Origin of the sequence: Janthinobacterium sp. MP5059B (assembly GCF_001758645.1) — a bacterium.
Taxonomy (GTDB): domain Bacteria; phylum Pseudomonadota; class Gammaproteobacteria; order Burkholderiales; family Burkholderiaceae_D; genus Janthinobacterium; species Janthinobacterium lividum.
This window is the reverse complement of record NZ_LRHX01000010.1, coordinates 103,103-120,670: the sequence shown is the minus strand read 5'-3', so window position 1 is coordinate 120,670 and position 17,568 is coordinate 103,103. Positions and strand designations below refer to the sequence as shown.

General features: G+C 66.2%; 5 protein-coding genes. 2 read left to right on the top strand and 3 right to left on the bottom strand.

Annotation, left to right across the window (positions count from 1 at the left end):
* Positions 1–38: 38 nt before the first annotated feature.
* Entirely contained in the window at positions 39–11,672 is an 11,634-nt protein-coding gene (locus tag JAB1_RS29580; protein ID WP_175445059.1) for a DUF11 domain-containing protein, read from the bottom strand.
* Between the two features lie 587 nt (positions 11,673–12,259).
* On the opposite strand from JAB1_RS29580, the gene JAB1_RS13465 reads away from it, so the two are divergent.
* Positions 12,260–13,003: a YceI family protein gene (locus tag JAB1_RS13465; RefSeq protein WP_070280248.1), complete on the top strand. Its 744-nt coding sequence runs from the start codon at positions 12,260–12,262 to the stop codon at positions 13,001–13,003.
* Here the strand turns inward: JAB1_RS13465 and JAB1_RS13460 are convergent.
* A complete protein-coding gene (locus JAB1_RS13460; RefSeq protein ID WP_034779141.1) occupies positions 12,966–13,595 on the bottom strand; it encodes a LysE family translocator in 630 nt (209 codons plus the stop codon). The genes JAB1_RS13465 and JAB1_RS13460 overlap by 38 nt on opposite strands.
* On the opposite strand from JAB1_RS13460, the gene JAB1_RS13455 reads away from it, so the two are divergent.
* Positions 13,594–16,644 carry a hybrid sensor histidine kinase/response regulator gene (locus JAB1_RS13455; protein WP_254672087.1) on the top strand — a complete coding sequence of 1,017 codons (3,051 nt, stop codon included), beginning with the start codon at positions 13,594–13,596 and terminating at the stop codon, positions 16,642–16,644. The two genes, JAB1_RS13460 and JAB1_RS13455, sit on opposite strands and share 2 nt — an antisense overlap.
* Here the strand turns inward: JAB1_RS13455 and JAB1_RS13450 are convergent.
* Positions 16,629–17,540, bottom strand: coding sequence for an alpha/beta hydrolase (locus tag JAB1_RS13450; RefSeq protein ID WP_070280247.1), 912 nt, complete (start codon positions 17,538–17,540; stop codon positions 16,629–16,631). The genes JAB1_RS13455 and JAB1_RS13450 overlap by 16 nt on opposite strands.
* Positions 17,541–17,568: the final 28 nt, after the last annotated feature.

Genomic DNA, 17,568 nt, shown 5'->3' with positions numbered 1-17,568 from the left:
TGGCGGCATTGGCAGGCGGCAAGTAGGGTAAAAGAGGCTTATTGCGCATGGCTGCCTCCATCGGCTGGCGTGACCAGGCGGGGCGCGACGACAGGCTGGTTGGCGCTGTCCGTCGCCTGGGCCGGTGCGGCGGCCGGCTGGCTGCTGAAACTCAGTCCCGGTCCCCTGCCCTCCCTTTCCACGCTGCGCACTTCGCCCTGGGCACGGCGCGCCTTGACTTGCTCGAGCACGGGATTCGAGCACGAGCCCTCGATGAAGTCGGCGCGCAGCAGTTCGCCGTTCTTGGTATCGAGGAACAGGCTGTGCGGGTCGCCGAGGTTGCGGTTCGACGCTTCCATCATGCGGCTCAGACGTGGCAGGGTCGCGCCATCGACCTTGATCACATGGCTGTTCGGCGTGATGCCGCAATAGCTGTACTTGCCTTCCACGTCCGTGGTGAAGTTCGTGCCATCTTCCATGTACAGGCGCACGCCCGGAATGCCCAGTTCCTCGCCGTCCTGCACGTGGTTGTTGTTGCAGTCGACAAACACCTTGCCGGCGAGGCAGGCATCCGTGGTGAACACGCCGCCCGTGACTTTCACTTTCGCGCGCGCCTCGTTCGACGGCGGGCCGTTGGTGGTCGTTGCCTGGGCGCGATTGACGCCGTCGCCCTGCAGCGAACCGACGCCCACGCGCAGGCGGTAGCGGAAGCTGGCGCTGGCATTCGGCGCCAGGGATTCCAGCTTGAAGCTCAGCTGCGGCCCCGGCTTGCCGGACGGATCGGGTTGCACCACGTTGTTGCGCGTGGTGGTGCCATCGATGTAGCGGAAACCGGCCGGCAGTTTATCGAGCACGCTGACGCCGAATGCCGTCGCCACGCCCGTGTTCTTCACCTCGATCGTGTATTGCAGGCTGTCGCCGATCTCGGCTTGGGTCTTGTTGACGCTCTTGCTGATCAACAACATCGGCTTGTCCGTCGTGTTGAACACCACGGGCGTAAAGCTCGGCGGCGTCGCGCCGGGCGTGGCCGGCAGCAGCAAGGTATCGGCCGAACTGGCCAGGGCCAGCACGCTGGCGGGGGCCACCGGCGTCGTCGACGTACCCGTGCCGCTGTAGCTGTGGCCGATGTTCATGCCTCCGCCATCCGTGCCGAACATGGTGCTCGCATACACCTGGTTCAATTGCGGCACCGTGGGAATCGCCGCCACGCTGCCGAAGTCGACCAGCACGGTGAAGCCGATGCTGCAGCTTTCCTGCGGCTGCAAGTCACCCTTGCCATTCAACAAGCCAAACACGGTGGCACCGTTGAAGTCGGGATTGGCGACGCAGGCCGTGGCGCTGGCGGGCCGCGCCGTGACGGCCAGGCTGCCCGGCTTGAGGGTGACGCTGGTGGCCGTGGGGAAGACGGCCCTCAGGTTTTCCGCCACCTGCACCATGGTCGAGGTCGGGTAACCGGCAGGATAGCGGTTGGCCGCCTGCACCGTGTAGCTGATCTCGAACTTGCTGGCATCGACTTGCTGCTGGGCCGAAACCGCCTTGATGACATCGACCACCTGGCGCAGCAAGACCACGGGCGTGGGCGTGTCTTCACCCGTGAACGGCACGCCGCCCACGGTTTCCGACGCATTGCCGTTGCGGTTCGGGTCGACCTTTTCCGCCAGTGCGGCCACGTCGGCGGCCGTGGCCACGGCGCCCGCATGGCCGCCGCCATTGTTGGAAGCGTCAAACACCAGGCTGCCCGCCGGCGGCGTGTAGCCCGGATTGGCGGCGATGACACCTGCCGCCGGCGCCGGCGGCACGCTGATGCTGCCGCCGCCGTTGGCGATGTTGCCGCCCAGGGCGCTGGCAAACACGCTGTTGTTGTACTGCGGCGCGCTGCTGTCTTGCACGGTGATTTCCACGGTGAAAGTAATGACGCTCAGTTCGCCTTCGGCCAGGGCCGCATCACCGCTGAGCAAACGCAGATCGCTGCCGCCGCAACCGCCCGTGAAGCCCGGGTTGACGGCCAGTTGCCTGCTGCCGCCGATGGCCGGAGCGGCAGGCGGCGTGACGATGCGGCACGCCACCGGCTCTGGGAAGGCGGCGCGCAGGCTGTCGAGCGCCTGCACGTTCGATGCCGTGCCCTTGCCCACATTCTTGACGACCACCGTGTACGGCACGTTGAAGACCTTGGCCGACAGCTGGGTCACCTTGCCCACGCCCAGCGCCGCGCCGATGGCCGGATTCGCCACTTCCGTGACGGCCGTGCAATCGGATGCTTGCGCGCAACGCGGCAAGTCCGTGCCGGTCGGCACGATGGTATTGCTCAAGCTGCCGCTGGCGGCCACTTTCGCGCTGACGGTGACGGCGGCCACGGCATTGGGCGCCAGGCCGGCCGGCACCGTGCAGACCAGTTTATTTGCAGCCAGCGGTGCGCACACGGTGGGGGCCGCTGGCGTGACGGCGATGTCCGTCAGGCTGGTAGCCAGGTCATCCGTCAGGACGATGGCCGCCGTGGTGGCGCCGCTGCCACCGTTGGCGGCCGTGATCGTCCAACTGACGGTGTCGCCGATGCTGGCGTTGGCCTTGTCCGCCACTTTCTTCACCATCACGCTGGGGCTGGTGACATTGGTGCTGGTCTGGCAATCGCCTGGGGTCAGGCACAGCGGCGCATCGGGCCCCGATGGCACGACGCTGTTGCGCGCGCTGCCTGCCTGGGTGACGGTGGCCGACACTTCCACGCTGGCTTCGCCGCCATTGCCGATCAGGCCGGCAGGCACGCTGCAGGTGAGCACATTGCCGGCCACGGGCGCGCAGGTGGCGCGCAGCGGCGTCACCACCACATTCGTCAAGCCGGCCGGCAAGGTATCGACCAGGATCATGGCGGCGCGCGTGGGACCACTGCCCGAGTTGGTGGCGCTGATCGTCCACACCACGGTCTCGCCCACGTTGGCGGCCGCGCGGTTGGCGATTTTCTTGACGGCCACTTTCGGCCCCGTCAGCACCACGCTCGATTCGCAGCTGCTGGCCTGCGCGCAGGCCGGATTGTCCGGACCGCTCGGCATGACACGGTTCGACAGATTGCCTTCCAGGGTGCCGGTGGCCGTCACGCGCACGCTGCGCGCGCCATTCACGGCTGCCAATTGACCCGCCGCAATGCGGCAGCTTTGCACGCTGTTCGCGACCCAGCTGGCCAGCGGCGGACACGTCACGCCGGCGTCGGCATTGACGGCCAGCACGGAGATATTCGCCGGCAGGATATCGGCCAGGGTCACGATGCCCGCGTTGGCCACGCCGCCGCTGTTGACGGCCGTGATGGTCCAGACGATGCTGTCGCCCACGTTGGCGTTGACCGTGCTGGTGCTCTTCGTGACGCGGATCACGGGACCCGGCATGGTCACCGTTGCCGTATTCGGCAAGTCGTTCGCCACTTCCGTGGAACTGGTGGCGATGATGCTGACAATGGTCGACACATTGCTGGCCGGCTGGATATAGGACAGGCCAAAGCTGTGCACGTCGTTCAGCGCCAGGCTGGACGGCAAACCCTGTACCGTCAGCATGCCGCTGACGGCGTCATAGTTGCCCACGGCGCCGCTCAAGGTCACCCCCATCAGGCCCTGCGCCAGTTTCAGGTTGTACGTCACGTTCTCGGCGGTGCCAGGGCCCGCATTGCTGAAGGTCACGATGCCGTTGATCTGGTCGCCCGCATTGGTGGCGCCGGGGAAACCGTTCAAGGTGGTCGTCACGTCGACCAGCAGTTTGATGGCCGTGGTGCTGGTAGTGCAATCGGCCGCCTGGATACACACGGGGTTGTCGGGACCGGCAGGCAACACCGTGTTTTGCAGCACGCCGGCGGCGCTTATTGTGGCGCGCAGCACGACTTGCGCCTGTCCACCTGGCGCCAGCCCAGCCGTCACGCTGCAGGTGACGATATTGCCGGCCACTGGCGCGCAGGTGGCCAGTTGCGTCGACAACACCTGTACGCCGCTGACGCCGGCTGGCAAGTTGTCGGTCAGCACGATGGCGGACTTGGTCGCGCCCGTGCCGCCATTGCTGGCGGTAATGGTCCAGGTCAGCAAGTCGCCCACGTTGGCGCTGCTCTTGTCGACGCTCTTGCGCACCGCGACTTGCGGCGCCACCAGGGTACTCGTGGCTTGGCAGGCGCTGGCAGTGTCGCAGGCGGGATTGTCGCCGCCGGAGGGCACGACGCGGTTCGACAGGTTGCCGCCCACCGATCCACGGCCCGTGACGACGATCTTGCGGCTGCCATTGCTGGCGGCCAATTGACCTGCCGCCACCGTGCACGCCTGCACGCTGCCCGGCGTCCAGCTGGCCGCCGGCGGACACGTGACGCCCGCATCGGGCGTCACGCTGACGATGACGATGTTGGCGGGCAGCACGTCGCTGACGACGACCGGGTTTTGATTCGGCAAGTTGCCCGTGTTGACCGCCGTGATGGTCCAGGTCAGGATATCGCCCACAGCTGCGTTCACTTTATCGACCGTCTTGCTGGCGCGGATCACGGGGCCTGGCAAATTCGTCGTCGCCGTGTTCGGCAAGTCATTGACGATTTCCGTGGAACTGGTGCCCACCACGCTGCTGATGCGCGAACTGTTGCTGGCCGGCTGGGTGTAGAACAGGTTGAAACTGGCGCTCTGCCCCGCGATCAGGGTGGCCGGCAAGCCGCTCAGCACGAACAGGCCCGTGCTGCTGTTGTAGGCGCCGCTGATGCCGGGCGCGCCGCTGATGGCGCTGAGCGATACGCCGGCCAGGCCCGTTTCCAGCTGCAGGCTGTAAGTAACATTTTCCGCCACGCCCGGCCCCGTATTGGCAAAGGTCACCACGCCACGGATGGCGTCGCCCGCATTGCTGCTGGCGGGGAAGCCGTTCAAGGTCGTGGTCACGTCGACCAGCAGTTTCGACACCACCGTGGTGGTCTGGCAATCGCCGGGAACGGCGCAGGCGGGATTGTCCGGCCCGCCGGGTACCAGCGCGTTGACAAGGCTGCCTGATGCGGTGGCCGTGGCGCTCAGCTTGACGCTGGCGGCGCTGCCTGCGGCCAGGCCGGCCGGCACGCTGCACGTGACGACATTGCCCACCGGTACGGCGCAAGTGACGGGCGCCACCGGCGTGACCAGCACGTTCGCCAGGCCCGCAGGCAAGGTATCGCTGAGGGTAGCGATGGCCGTGCTGGGCCCCGTGCCGGTATTGCGCAAGCTCAGGCTCCATATCAGGGTGTCGCCCACGTTGGCCACGGTCTTGTCGACGGTTTTGCTCGCCGTTAACAGGGGCGAACTGACCGTGCTGGTGGTGCCGCAATCGCCCGCCTGCAGGCAAACGGGGGTATCCGGACCGCTGACGCTGACGCTATTGGCCAGACTGCCGGCGGCGACGGCGCGCGCCGTCACTTGCAGCGTGGCGGCACTGCCTGCGGCCAGGCCGGCCGGCACGCTGCACGTCAGGATATTGCCAGCCAGCGGCGCGCAGGTGACGGGCGCGGCGGGCGTGACGACGATATCCGCCAGGCCGGCCGGCAAGGTGTCCGTTACGGTGGCAACGGCCGTGCTGGCACCCGTGCCCGTGTTGGCCAGGGTGATGCTCCAGCTCAGGCTATCGCCGATATTCAGCGCAATCTTGTCGACGGTCTTCTTCAGCGCCAGAGCCGGGCTGGTGATGGTGGTATTGGTCTGGCAACTGCTGGCCTGGAAGCAGGCCGGATTGTCCGGACCGCTCGGCATCAGCTGGTTGGCCAGGCTGCCGCCCGCGCTGGCCTTGCCGGTCAGCACGATCTGGCGTTGGCCATTGCCCGCCGCCAGCTGGCCGATAGCCACGCTGCAGCTCTGGCTGCTGTTGGCGACCCAGCTGGCCAGCGGCGGACACGTCACGCCGCTGTCCGGCGTCACTGCCGTGATGACAATATTTGGCGGCAGCAAGTCCGTCAGCACCACGGCGCCCTGGTTGGCCAGGCTGCCCGTGTTGCTGGCCGTAATCGTCCAGATGATTTCCTCGTTCACGTTCGCCACGGCCTTGTTGGCCGTCTTGCTGACGCGGATGATGGAACCAGGCATGGTGACGGTCGCCACGTTCGGCTGGTCATTCGCCACTTCCGTCGATGTCGTGGCGATGCGGCTGACCACGGTCGACAGATTGCTGGCCGGCTGGGTGTAGCCAAGCTGGAAGCTGAAGCCCTGCCCCAGCGCCAGGGTCGCGGGTACGCCGGTGAACGTCACCAGGCCCGACCCTGCATTATAGTTGCCTGTCACGCCATTCAAGGTGACGCCGGCAAGGCCGGGCGCCAGCTGCAGGCTGTAGCTCACGCCTTCGGCCGCGCCGGGACCGATATTGCTGAAGGTCACCGTGCCGGCAATCGTGTCGCCGGCGTGCGTGCTGCCGGGGAAGCCGTTCAGGGTGGTGGTCACGTCGACCAGCAGTTTCACGGCCGTGCTGGTGGTGCTGCAATCGCCGGGCTGCAGACAGGCCGGGTTGTCCGGACCGCTCGGCACCACCGTATTGAAGAAGGCGCCGGCCGCCGTGGCCAGGCCCTTGACGATGATATTCAAGGTGGAACCTGCGGCCATGCCGGCGGGAATCGCGCACACCAGCTGGTTGCCATTCGGCACGGCGCAGGTGGCCGGCGCCGATGGCAAGACCTGCCATAAGGTCAGGTTGGCGGGCAAGGTATCGGTCAGGGTGATGACGCCGCGCGTCGCACCCGTGCCCGTGTTCGCCACGGCAATGGTCCACGTCAGCGCGTCGCCGACATTGATGCTGCTCTTGTCGACGGTCTTGCGCACGGCCACCTGCGGACTGAGGATGGTAGTCGTGGTCTGGCACGAGGCGGCCTGCGCGCAGGCAGGATTGTCCGGTCCGCTCGGCAGCACTTTATTGCCCAGGCTGCCGCCTGCCGTTCCCGTGGCGCTGATGGTGATGCTGCGACTGCCATTCACGGCGGCCAATTGGCCGGGGGCGATGGTGCACGCTTGCGCGCTGTTGGCCAGCCAGCTGGCCAGCGGCGGACACGTCACGCCAGCGCCCGGCGTCACGGCCAGTACCGTCACGTTGGCCGGCAGGATATCCGTCAGGGTCACCACGCCCAGGTTGCCCAGGCTGCCCGTGTTCGTCGCCGTGATGGTCCACGTCACCGTCTCGCCCACGTTGGCCGTCGTCTTGTCGGCCAGTTTCGTCACGCGGATGATGGGACCGGGCACGGTCGCCATGGCCGTGTTCGGCAAGTCGTTCGCCACTTCCACCGAGGTGGTGGCGATCGTCGACGTCACCGTCGACAGGTTGTCGGCCGGCTGCGTATAGCCGACATTGAAGCTCGTGCTCTGGCCATTCGCCAGGGTCGCAGGCAAGCCGCTGAGGGTCACGACGCCCGTGGCGGGATTGTAGCTGCCCACGGCGCCCGTCAAGGTGACGTTGGCCAGGCCCGGCGTCAGCTGCAGGGTGTACGTCACGCCTTCGGCCGGGCCCGGTCCCACGTTGGCGTAGGTGACGGTGCCGGAAATGCTGTCGCCCGCCAGCGTATTCGGCGGGAAATTATTCAGGGTGGTGGTGACGTCGACCAGCAGCTTGACCACCGTGGTGGTGGTGCCGCAATCGCCGGGCTGCACGCAGGCCGGGTTATCGGGACCGCCCGGCACCACGCTGTTGACGGCGGCGCCGGCCAGGGTGGCCGTGGCGCTCACGAACACCTTGGCGGAAGCGCCGGCGGCCAGGCCGGCCGGCACGCTGCACGTCAGGGTAGCGCCGGCCAGCGGGGTGCAGGTGGCGGGCGACTGCGGGCTGACGACGACATTCGTCAAGCCGGCCGGCAAGGTATCGTTCAAGGTCACCGCGCCCGTGCTGGCGCCCGTGCCGCTATTGCTGACATTCAAGGTCCAGGTGATCGTTTCGCCCACGTTGACCGTGGCCTTGTCGACGGTTTTCTTCACGCTCACGTTCGGGCTGGTGACGGTCGTCGTTGTCTGGCACACGCCCGGCGTGGCGCAGGCCGGATTGTCGGGGCCGGACGGCGCGAGGCTGTTGGCCACCGTGCCCGGCGCATTGGCCACGGCTTTCACGACGATGCTCGCTTCCGTGTTGGCGGCCAGGCCAGCCGGCACGCTGCACGTGAGCGTGGTGCCGACCGGCACGCCGCATGATGCTGGCGCAACGGGCAATATTTGCAGCGCGCCCACATTGGCGGGCAAGCTGTCCGTCAAGGTAATGACCGCGTTCGTCGGACCGCTGCCGTTATTGCGCGCTTTCAAGGTCCAGGTGATGGTGTCGCCCAGGTTGACGGTGGTCTTGTCGACGCTTTTCGTCACGGCCACGCTGGGGCTGGTCACCGTGCTGGTGGTGGCGCAATCGCCGGCCGTGGCGCACGTCGGGTTGTCGGGACCGGACGGCACGACGGTATTGGCATAGGTGCCGGCAGCCGTGGGCTGGGCCGTGACGGTAAAGCCGCCAATGCCGCCGTTCGCGGCCAGGCCGGCTGGCACCGTGCAGGTGAGGATATTACCCGCTGGCACGGCGCAGGTGGCGCTGCCGACGAGCGCCACGTTCAGGCTCGCCAGATTGGCCGGCAAGGTATCGGTCAGGGTGATGGGCGCGGTACTCACCCCATCGCCGCTGTTCGTCACCACGACGCTCCAGCTCAGGGACGCGCCGATATTCACGCTGGCATGGTCAACGGTTTTCTTCACCGCCACTTTCGGACTGGTGATGGTGCTCGTCGTCTGGCATACGCTGGCCGAGCTGCAAGCCGGGTTGTCCGGACCGCTGGGCATGATGCGGTTCGACAGGCTGCCAGCGGCCGTGGCGTGTGCGGTGATGATGACCGTGCGGCTGCCATTCAGGGCAGCCAGCTGGCCGGCAGCGACCGTACACGTCTGCGTGCTCGACGCCACCCAGCTGGCCAGCGGCGGGCACGTCACGCCCGGTGCGGCCACCACGCTGGTCACCACCAGGTTCGGCGGCAGCAAATCGGCGAGGCTGACGACGCCCTGGTTGGCGACATTGCCCGTATTGCTGGCCGTGATCGTCCAGACGATATTCTCACCCACGTTGGCCGTGGCCTTGTCGGCCGTCTTGGTGACGCGCACGTTCGGTCCCGGCACCGTCACCGTGGCCGTGTTCGGATAATCGTTCGCCACCTCGGTGGAAGTGGTGGCGATGATGCTGGTTACCGAGGAAATATTGCTGCCCGGCTGGGTATACGACAGGTTGAAACTGACGCTCTGTCCCGGCGCCAGGGTCGCGGGCAAGCCCGTGAACGTGATCAGGCCGGTACCCGCGTCATACGTGCCGCTCACGCCAGTGACCGACACCCCGGCCAGGCCTGTGGCCAGTTGCAGGCTGTACGTCACGCCTTCGGCCGCGCCCGGTCCCAGGTTGGCATAGGTCACGATGCCAGCGATGACATCGCCCGCGTTCGAGGTGCCGGGGAAACCGTTCAGTGTCGTGGTCACGTCGACCAGCGGCTTGCTGACGACGGTCGTCGTCTGGCAGGCGGCCGGCGTGACGCAGCCGGCGCCGTTGCCTCCCGACGGCAGCACGCTGTTGATGAAATTGCCTGCCGCCGTGGGGCTGGCGCTGACGATCACCTGGGCGCTGGCGCCCGGCGCCAGGCCGGACGGTACCGTGCAGGTGAGCGTGTTGCCGGCCAGCGCCGCGCAGGTGGTGGGCGCCGTGGGCGTGACGACGATGCTGGCCAGGTTGGCCGGCAGGGTATCGGCGAGGGTCAGGGCCGCCGTGGTGGCGCCCGTGCCCGTGTTAGCGGCGCTCAAGGTCCACTGCACGGTGTCGCCCACCGTGGCGGCCGCCTTGTCGACGGTTTTCTGCACGCGCACGAGCGGGCTGACGATGCCCAGCGGCTCGCTGTCGACGTTATTCGCGGGGATCGGGTCCAGCGTAGTCGAGCCGGCCGTCGTGGTGATCGTCAGGCTGCCGCTGGCGGGCAGGTTGAAGGTCGAACTGCAATTGATGCGCGAGCCGGGAATGAAGGGCGACACGGGCGCGCTGCAGCTGGGCGTGGCGCCGGCCGGCAAGCCGCTCATCACGCAGGTGGGCGCGGCCGCGTTGTCGGGGCCGTTATTCGTGCACACGCCCGTGACGGTGATGGCGCTGCCCGCATTGTAGGGGCCGGGCGGCACGGTGGTGACCGCCTGCATGTCCGCCTGCAGGCGGCGATTGCTGATGGTACACGTGACGGGGGCTTCCGGCATGGTGAGGTTGCCCGCGCTGGCAGCGCCGCTGGAAATGACGGCTGCCGTATCCGTGCGCGCGCAGCTGTAGCTGCTCTGGTACTGGGCCAGGATGGTGGCCGTGCCCGCGCTTTCCGCGAACGTCGCGAGGTTGCCAACTCGCACTACGGCGCTGGCCGTGGCGCCGTTGCCGCCCTGCGCGCCAGCCGTACCGTTGGCATTCATGATGAACAGACCGCTGTCGCCGGCGGGCGCCAGCACCTTGAGCACCGTCAAGGTATTCGTCCTGACCGTGGCCGTGGTGCTGCTGCTGTTGTTGCTGAGATCGCTATCCGTTTCATTGGGCGAGACGATCACATTGGCCGTATTCACGATGCTGGCGGCGTCGCCCGGCGTGGCCGTGATCGTCACGGTCAGATAAGAACCCGTGGCGGGGTCGCTGACGGCCGCATTCACAGGCAAATTACCCAAGGTAATACCGACGCTGTTGCTGCCCGAACCCGAGGTTTTCGTGCCGCAGGAAGCGCTGCCGCTGGCGGCGCAAGTCCAGCTGACATTGCTCAAGCTGGCTGGCAATATATCGTTGAAGGCAGCGCCCGTGCTGAGGGCCGGGCCGCGGTTCCAGATTTTCACGGTATAGCTCAAGGGCTTGCCGACAGAGAACTGCGCCGGGCCCACCTTGCCGACGGCCAGGTCGGCCTTGCTATTGGTGCAATTGGCATAGGAACTGGCCAGGCTGGGATCGCGCAATTGCGCTGCGGGAATAATTTCCGTCACATTGTCAGGACGCGTCCAACGCATGTGCAAATAATTGATGCCGCCCACGTTATTCCACAGGACGCGGGCCAGATAACAGCCGCCCGGCGTGGCGCTATTGAAATTGCCGGCCAGATTCTGAAAATCCGTTTCATTATTCGAATATTCGGCCACGCTGCCCACGGGCACGTTGTACACGGTATTGCGGTAATTCGTCGAATACTGGGTCGAGAAATCGACTTTCACGTCATCATCATGCGCAACGCTGAATTTGTAATTTCCCGCCTGTGGAAAGACCACCAGCGTGTACATCACCCGGCCCATGATCCAGGCCCGGCAGGCAGCCGACGTTTGCTGTGTGTCGAGGTTGCATAATTGCGCAGGATTGCCGGCCGTGCCATTGGCCCAGTCCAGCTGCGGCGAGGTACCCATGCGCGCCGCGTTGGCGGGAGGATTGGTGGCCAGCGCCGCCAAACTGGCGAGCCGGCCAGCGCTGCCCGCGTTGAAGCCATTGTTGTAATTGGGCGCGAGCGGATTGGCCGGCACCCGCTCGACGCCCCGGTAATCCTCCCACAGCACTTGCGCACTGGCGGGCGCGGCGGCGCCCAGCAGCAGGGAAGCCAGGGCCAGCGGAACGACATGACACTTGGAAAACTGGGGCAAGCGGGTGCGGCGGACTATCGCGGCCAGCATCCCCGTGTAGCGCCCGGAGGACGAAAAAGCTGCATGGCGGCCGGAACGGCCTGCCGTTTCCTGTGGTGTTTTGATCATGTTGTTCGCTAAGAAGTGTACTGCGGCCAGCACAGATACATATAAAAATGACATTTAATTGTCATGATTATATGAACAAGTAACAGTTCAAGCGTACGACAACAGTGACTTTTTTGTTTCCAACAAAGAAATTAAATTATCTCGTTGATATTTCACAACACAATCATCAAATTAATCGTGTAGTTACGCTGACATTTTATTTTCTGCCGCATACTGATTAGCTCGACATAATATTTAAATTATCATTTACATAATCATGCGAAACTATCAAAGGCATAGTTTGTTTTTCAAAAGAAATTATTAATTCTGATTATCACTAATTATTTCAATACACATTCCTCTTCCATTATCAGTATTCCATCATTCGATCCTGCGCTGCCCCCCATTCATTCTCAAACGCCTGCTTCAATACCAATTTCACTTTATTCACGCATGCCGCCCTGCGAAACAGGGTACCCAGAAGGCCGAATTGGTCTTGCAAAACGGCCGCGCACACGATCCTGCTATCGCGCCGGTGCCCGGATCGCTTACTATCGCCCCATTGCGCCCTGCGCCACACCGTTGCCATCCACTGCCAGGAGTCCTCATTGACGCCACACGCCCACCGCCGCACGCTGCTGGCCTGCGCCTGCGCCTGCGCCTTGCTCGCGGCCTGCACCCCGTTCGCGCCGCCGCCCGCCGCCTCGCTGCCAGCCGCGCCAGTTCCGGCACCAGCCATGCAAGCGCCAGCGTGGCAACAGCAGGGCGTGCAGGTGCTGCATATCGTCCCGCAAGAATCCCTGCTGACCATCACCGTGCGCCGCGGCGGCGCGCTAGCGCGGCTCGGACATGACCACGTGATCGCCAGCCGCAGCCTGCAGGGCGTGGTGGCGCCCGCGCCGGGACGCGCACAATTTCGCTTTCGGCTAGACGAGATGAGTGTGGATGAAGAAAGCCTGCGCCAGGCGGCCGGCTTGACGACGACGCCGTCGGCCGACGCCATCGCCGGCACGCGCCACAACATGCTGGTGCGCGTGCTCGAGGCGGAACGCTATCCGTGGGTGCGCATCGACGCCCGGCGCACGGGCAACAAGGAAGTGCTCGAGGCCGACATCACCCTGCATGGCGTGACGCGCACGGTGCAGCTGCCGGTACGGATCGAACAAGCGGCCGACGGACGCCGCCTGCAAGCCAGCGGCAGCCTGCTGCTGAAACAGAGCGACTTCGGCATCGTGCCCTTCGCCGTCCTGGGCGGGGCCATGGCCGTGCAGGATCAGATGGAACTGGCGTTCCGCATCACCGCCCGGCAAGACGTCAGCGCGCCAAGATCAGGCGCAAGCCCAGGCCGATGAAGATGGTGCCGGCCACCCGGTCCAGCCACAGGCCGGCACGCGGGCGGCGGTTCAGCCACTTGCCGACGGCGCCGGAAAAATAGCCGAGCAGGCCGAACAGCACGCAAGCCTGCGCCGTGAAGACCAGGCCCAGCTGCGCCGTCTGCCAGCTGGCATTGCCCTGGCCAGCAACGATGAACTGCGGCAGGAACGAGAGGAAAAACAGCACGACTTTCGGATTGATACTGTTGGCAAACAAGCCCTTGCCGAACAGGCGCAGCAAGGACTCGTCGGGCAAGGCCGCCGCGCCATCGACCCTGGCGCCGCCACGGCTGCGCAAGGCGCCGATGCCCAGCCACACGAGGTACAGGCCGCCAGCCACTTTCAGCAGGGTAAATGCGGTGGGCGAGGCGGCCAGCAGGGCCGACACGCCGATGGTCGCCAGCACGGTGTGCGTAAGGCAGCCGAGGGCGCAACCGAGGCCGAACGCCATGCCCTGGCGGCGCCCGCGCGACATGCCGACGCCCAGCACCATCAGGTTGTCGGGGCCGGGACTGGCGGTAATGACGACGGCGGCGGCCAGGAAGGCCAGGAACTGGTCAGGACTGAGCATGAAGATCTCGCAAGCAAAAGGCGCCATGATACCGGAGCGCTCGCCATGCCGGCAGGACATGAAATTGCCCGTGTGCCACCGAGAGTCGATTAAAATGGGTACTCCACAGCAAACGGCGTTGCCGCCATTTCCCGCGCGACCATCACCAAACCCATCGATGCCAGCCCACCCGCCCCCATCCAGCCACCGCGCTTCCAGCTCCCGCGTCAGCGCCTGGCTATGCGGCTGGCCGCTTCTGTTCAGCTTGCTGATCAGCCTGCTGGGCCTGGCGGGTGCGGCGCAGGCGACACCCTTGCCCCTGAACAAACAAGGCATCCAGCACCTGGGCAACGGTGGGCAACTGTTTCTCGCCGGAAGTGAGGCCGCACCTGCCGATGCGGCCGCCCTACCCGCCTGGCTGGCGCGCCAGCGCCCGGCCGAACAGGTCGACCTGTTCGGCGGCGCCTACTGGCTGCATGCGCAAGTGCGCAACGACAGCAGCGTAGCAGCCTGGGTCATCGACCCGAACGATACCCTGATCGACCTGGTCGATCTGCACGTGTATGGCCCCGGGCCACAGACGGCGCCGCAGACCCTGCTGACGGGCTACCAGCGTCCGCACGAATATCTGCTGCACTACGGCAGGAACGTGCAGCTGGCGCCGGGCGCCACATATGACATCCTGATCCGCTTTTCCAGCCCCTACTATGCGCGCGCGCCCATGTTCGGCGTGAAGACGCAGCAGGATTACCGCAAGCTGGTGGGCAAGGAAAACTTCCTGATGGTGGCATCCATCGGCGCCCTGCTGGCGCTGGGCCTGTTCAATTTCTTCATCTTTTCCATCACCCTGGAAAAAGCCTCGGCCTATTACGCGCTGTACGTGCTGACCTATGGCCTGGCCTGGGCCATGACCTTCCACGTCTTTGCCGACCTGTTCGACTGGCACATGCTGCAGCTGCATTACGTGCCGTTTTTCCTGCTGCCCGTCTTCAGCACCCTGTTCTACACGCATTTCCTGCGCCTGCGCGACTACTCGCCCCTGCTGTACCGGATCAGCAAGGTCAACCTGGTGCTGCCCTTGCTGCTCTTGCCCAGCTGCTTCTTCGCCCTGTCGTATGCCCACACCCTGGCCACCATCGCCATCAGCATCTGGATGCTGCTGGCGCTCATCTGCGGCATCGTCGTCTGGTGCCGCGGCTACCAGCCGGCGCGCTTCTTCGTGCTGGCCTTCGTCGCCCTGATGCTGCCCGGCTTTCTGATCCTGCCGGCCAACCTGGGCCTGATGCCCGCCATGGTGGCCAACGCCCAGCTGGTGACCCTGCTCGGCGGCACCTTCGACGGCTTGCTGCTGGCGTTTGCCCTGGCCGACCAGATCCGCCTGCTGCGCAACAACCTGGAACAGCGCGTGCAGGAACGGACTTTGGCGCTCACCCTCAGCAACGACGCCCTGCTGAAGGCCAAGGAACACGCGGAAGTGGTCAGCCGCCACCGCATCGATTTTCTGTCCGCCATGAGCCACGACATCCGCACGCCGCTGGCCGGAGTCATCGGCATGCTGAAATTCGCCCTGCGCGACCAGTCCGTACGTGGCCGTACGCAGGAATACCTGCGCATCGGCCTGCACAATGGCGTGTCGCTCTTGACCATCCTCAACGACATCCTCGATTTCTCGAAGATCGACGCGGGCAAGCTGACCCTGGAAACCGTGGACTTCGACCTGCTGGCGCTGATCGGCGACGCGGCCGGCATCGTGCAGGGCCAGGCCGATGCGAAAAGCCTGCTGCTGCGCCGCGAACTGGCGCTGGACCTGCCGCGCTACGTGCGCGCGGACCCCACGCGCCTGCGGCAAATCCTCATCAACCTGCTGGGGAACGCGCTGAAATTCACGGCCAATGGCGAAGTGCTGCTGGAAGTGCGGCGCGCCCGCACGCCGCCGCGCCACGATGGCCGCAGCGCCATCGAATTCATCATCAGCGATACGGGTCCCGGCATCGACGCGGACACCTTGCCCCGCTTGTTCCAGAAATTCGAGCAGGCCGACCATTCCACCACGCGCCGCTACGGCGGCACGGGCCTGGGCCTGGCCATCTGCAAGGAACTGGTCGAACTGATGGGTGGCACCATCGGCGTGGAAAGCCGCGTCGGCATCGGCTCGCGCTTCCATTTCACCTTGCCGCTGCAAGACGGCAGCGCGCCGGCGGCCGACGCGCGCCGGCCCGCACGCCACGCGCGCCACGCCTGCCGCCTGCGCATCCTGTGCGCCGAAGACGTGCGCACCAACCAGATCATCATCGGCACCCTTCTGGAAGGCATGGGACATGACGTGACCATCGTGGAAAACGGCGAGCAGGCGCTGCGCGCGCTGGGATCCGGCGCCTACGATTGCGTGCTGATGGATGGCCGCATGCCGCAGATGGATGGCGAACAGGCCGCGCGCCTGATCCGCGACGGCGGCAACGCCCAATTCCCCATTCCCGACGCGCACATCCCCATCCTCGCGCTGACGGCCAACGCCAGCGAACATGACCGGCAACGCTACCTGGCAGCCGGCATGGACGACTTCCTCAGCAAGCCGGTCGACGAAGCGCTGCTGTTCGAGAAAATCGACGCCATCATCGACCTGCTGCTGGCGCGCGGTCACGCGCTGCCGCCTGCCACGCCCACCGAAGACGACGCCCTGGCGCGCCAGTTCGGTCTGGAAGGCGCCGCCGACGAGCCACCGGCGCCGGCCGATCCCATGACGGCGCCCGTGCACATCCTGCCGCTGGCAGGCCTGTCGCCGCAGCACTTGCAGCGCATCGCGCAAGCGTTCCTGACGGAAGCGCCGCGGCGCCTGGACCTGGCCTGCCACGCCGTGCGCGACGGCAACGCCAGCGCTGCCGCTGCCGCCTTCCACGCCTTGAAGGGCAGCGCCGGCTACCTGAGCCGCCCTACCCTGCACGGCCTGTGCCACCAGATGGAAACCCTGGCATCGAACGGCCAGCTCGATAACGTGGAGCAGTTCCTGCCGCAGCTCCAGGCGGCGCTGGATGCGGCGCGGCGCGACCTGGAAGCTCAGCCTGCCGGCTGAGCCATCCAGCCATGCGCCCGCAGCCACGCCAGCAGCAGCTGCGGCCAGGCGGCCGGCTCGCTGCCCGGCTTGCCCAGGCCCCAGCCATGGCCGCCGTGCTGGAATAAATGCAGCTCGACGGGCACGCCTGCGCGGCGCAGGGCTGCTGCCATCAGCCGGCTGTTCTCGGGCGGGGAAATGGGATCGTCCAGCGCATGCGCGATGAAAGCGGGCGGCGTGCGCGCATCGACATGCAGCTCCACCGACAAGGCGTCGCGCGCCGCCTGCGTGGGATCGGCGCCCAGCAACTGCTTCTTCGCGTGCGTCGTGTCAAATGGCGCTTGCATGGTCAGCACGGGGTACAGCAGCACGGCAAAGTCGGGCCGCGCGGAGACGCCATCCATGGCGTCGACGGGCGCGTAGCGGGAAGCGTCAGGCTGCACGGCCGTCATGCCGGCCAGGTGCCCGCCGGCGGAAAAACCGAGCATGCCGATGCGCGCCGGATCGATGCCCCATTCGGCCGCCCGCGCGCGGATCACGCGCATGGCGCGCTGGCCATCCTGGAACGGCGCGCTGACGCCTCCGCCCTCCTGCGGCAAGCGGTACACAAGCTCAAACGCCGTGATGCCCTGCGCCTGCAGCCAGTTGGCGGCCGGGCCGCTCTCCTTGCCCGCCTCGATATGCGCATAGCCGCCGCCGCTGACAAGCAGGATGGCCATGCCGTTCGGCTGTGCCGGGCGGTGGGCGATCAGGTAAGGCTGATCAACCTGCGTGATGGAGCCCTTGGCGCTGTCGCGCTGCGGGCCCGGCGCCGCGCCGCCGGGCGGCGCGCCGGGCCATAGCACAATCGCGCCGGGCGGCGCGGCGCCCGCGTACAGGTGGACAAGGACAAGACTCAACAGCATCAGGCGTTGCATGGCTCGCTCGCGCAGGGAACAATGAAAC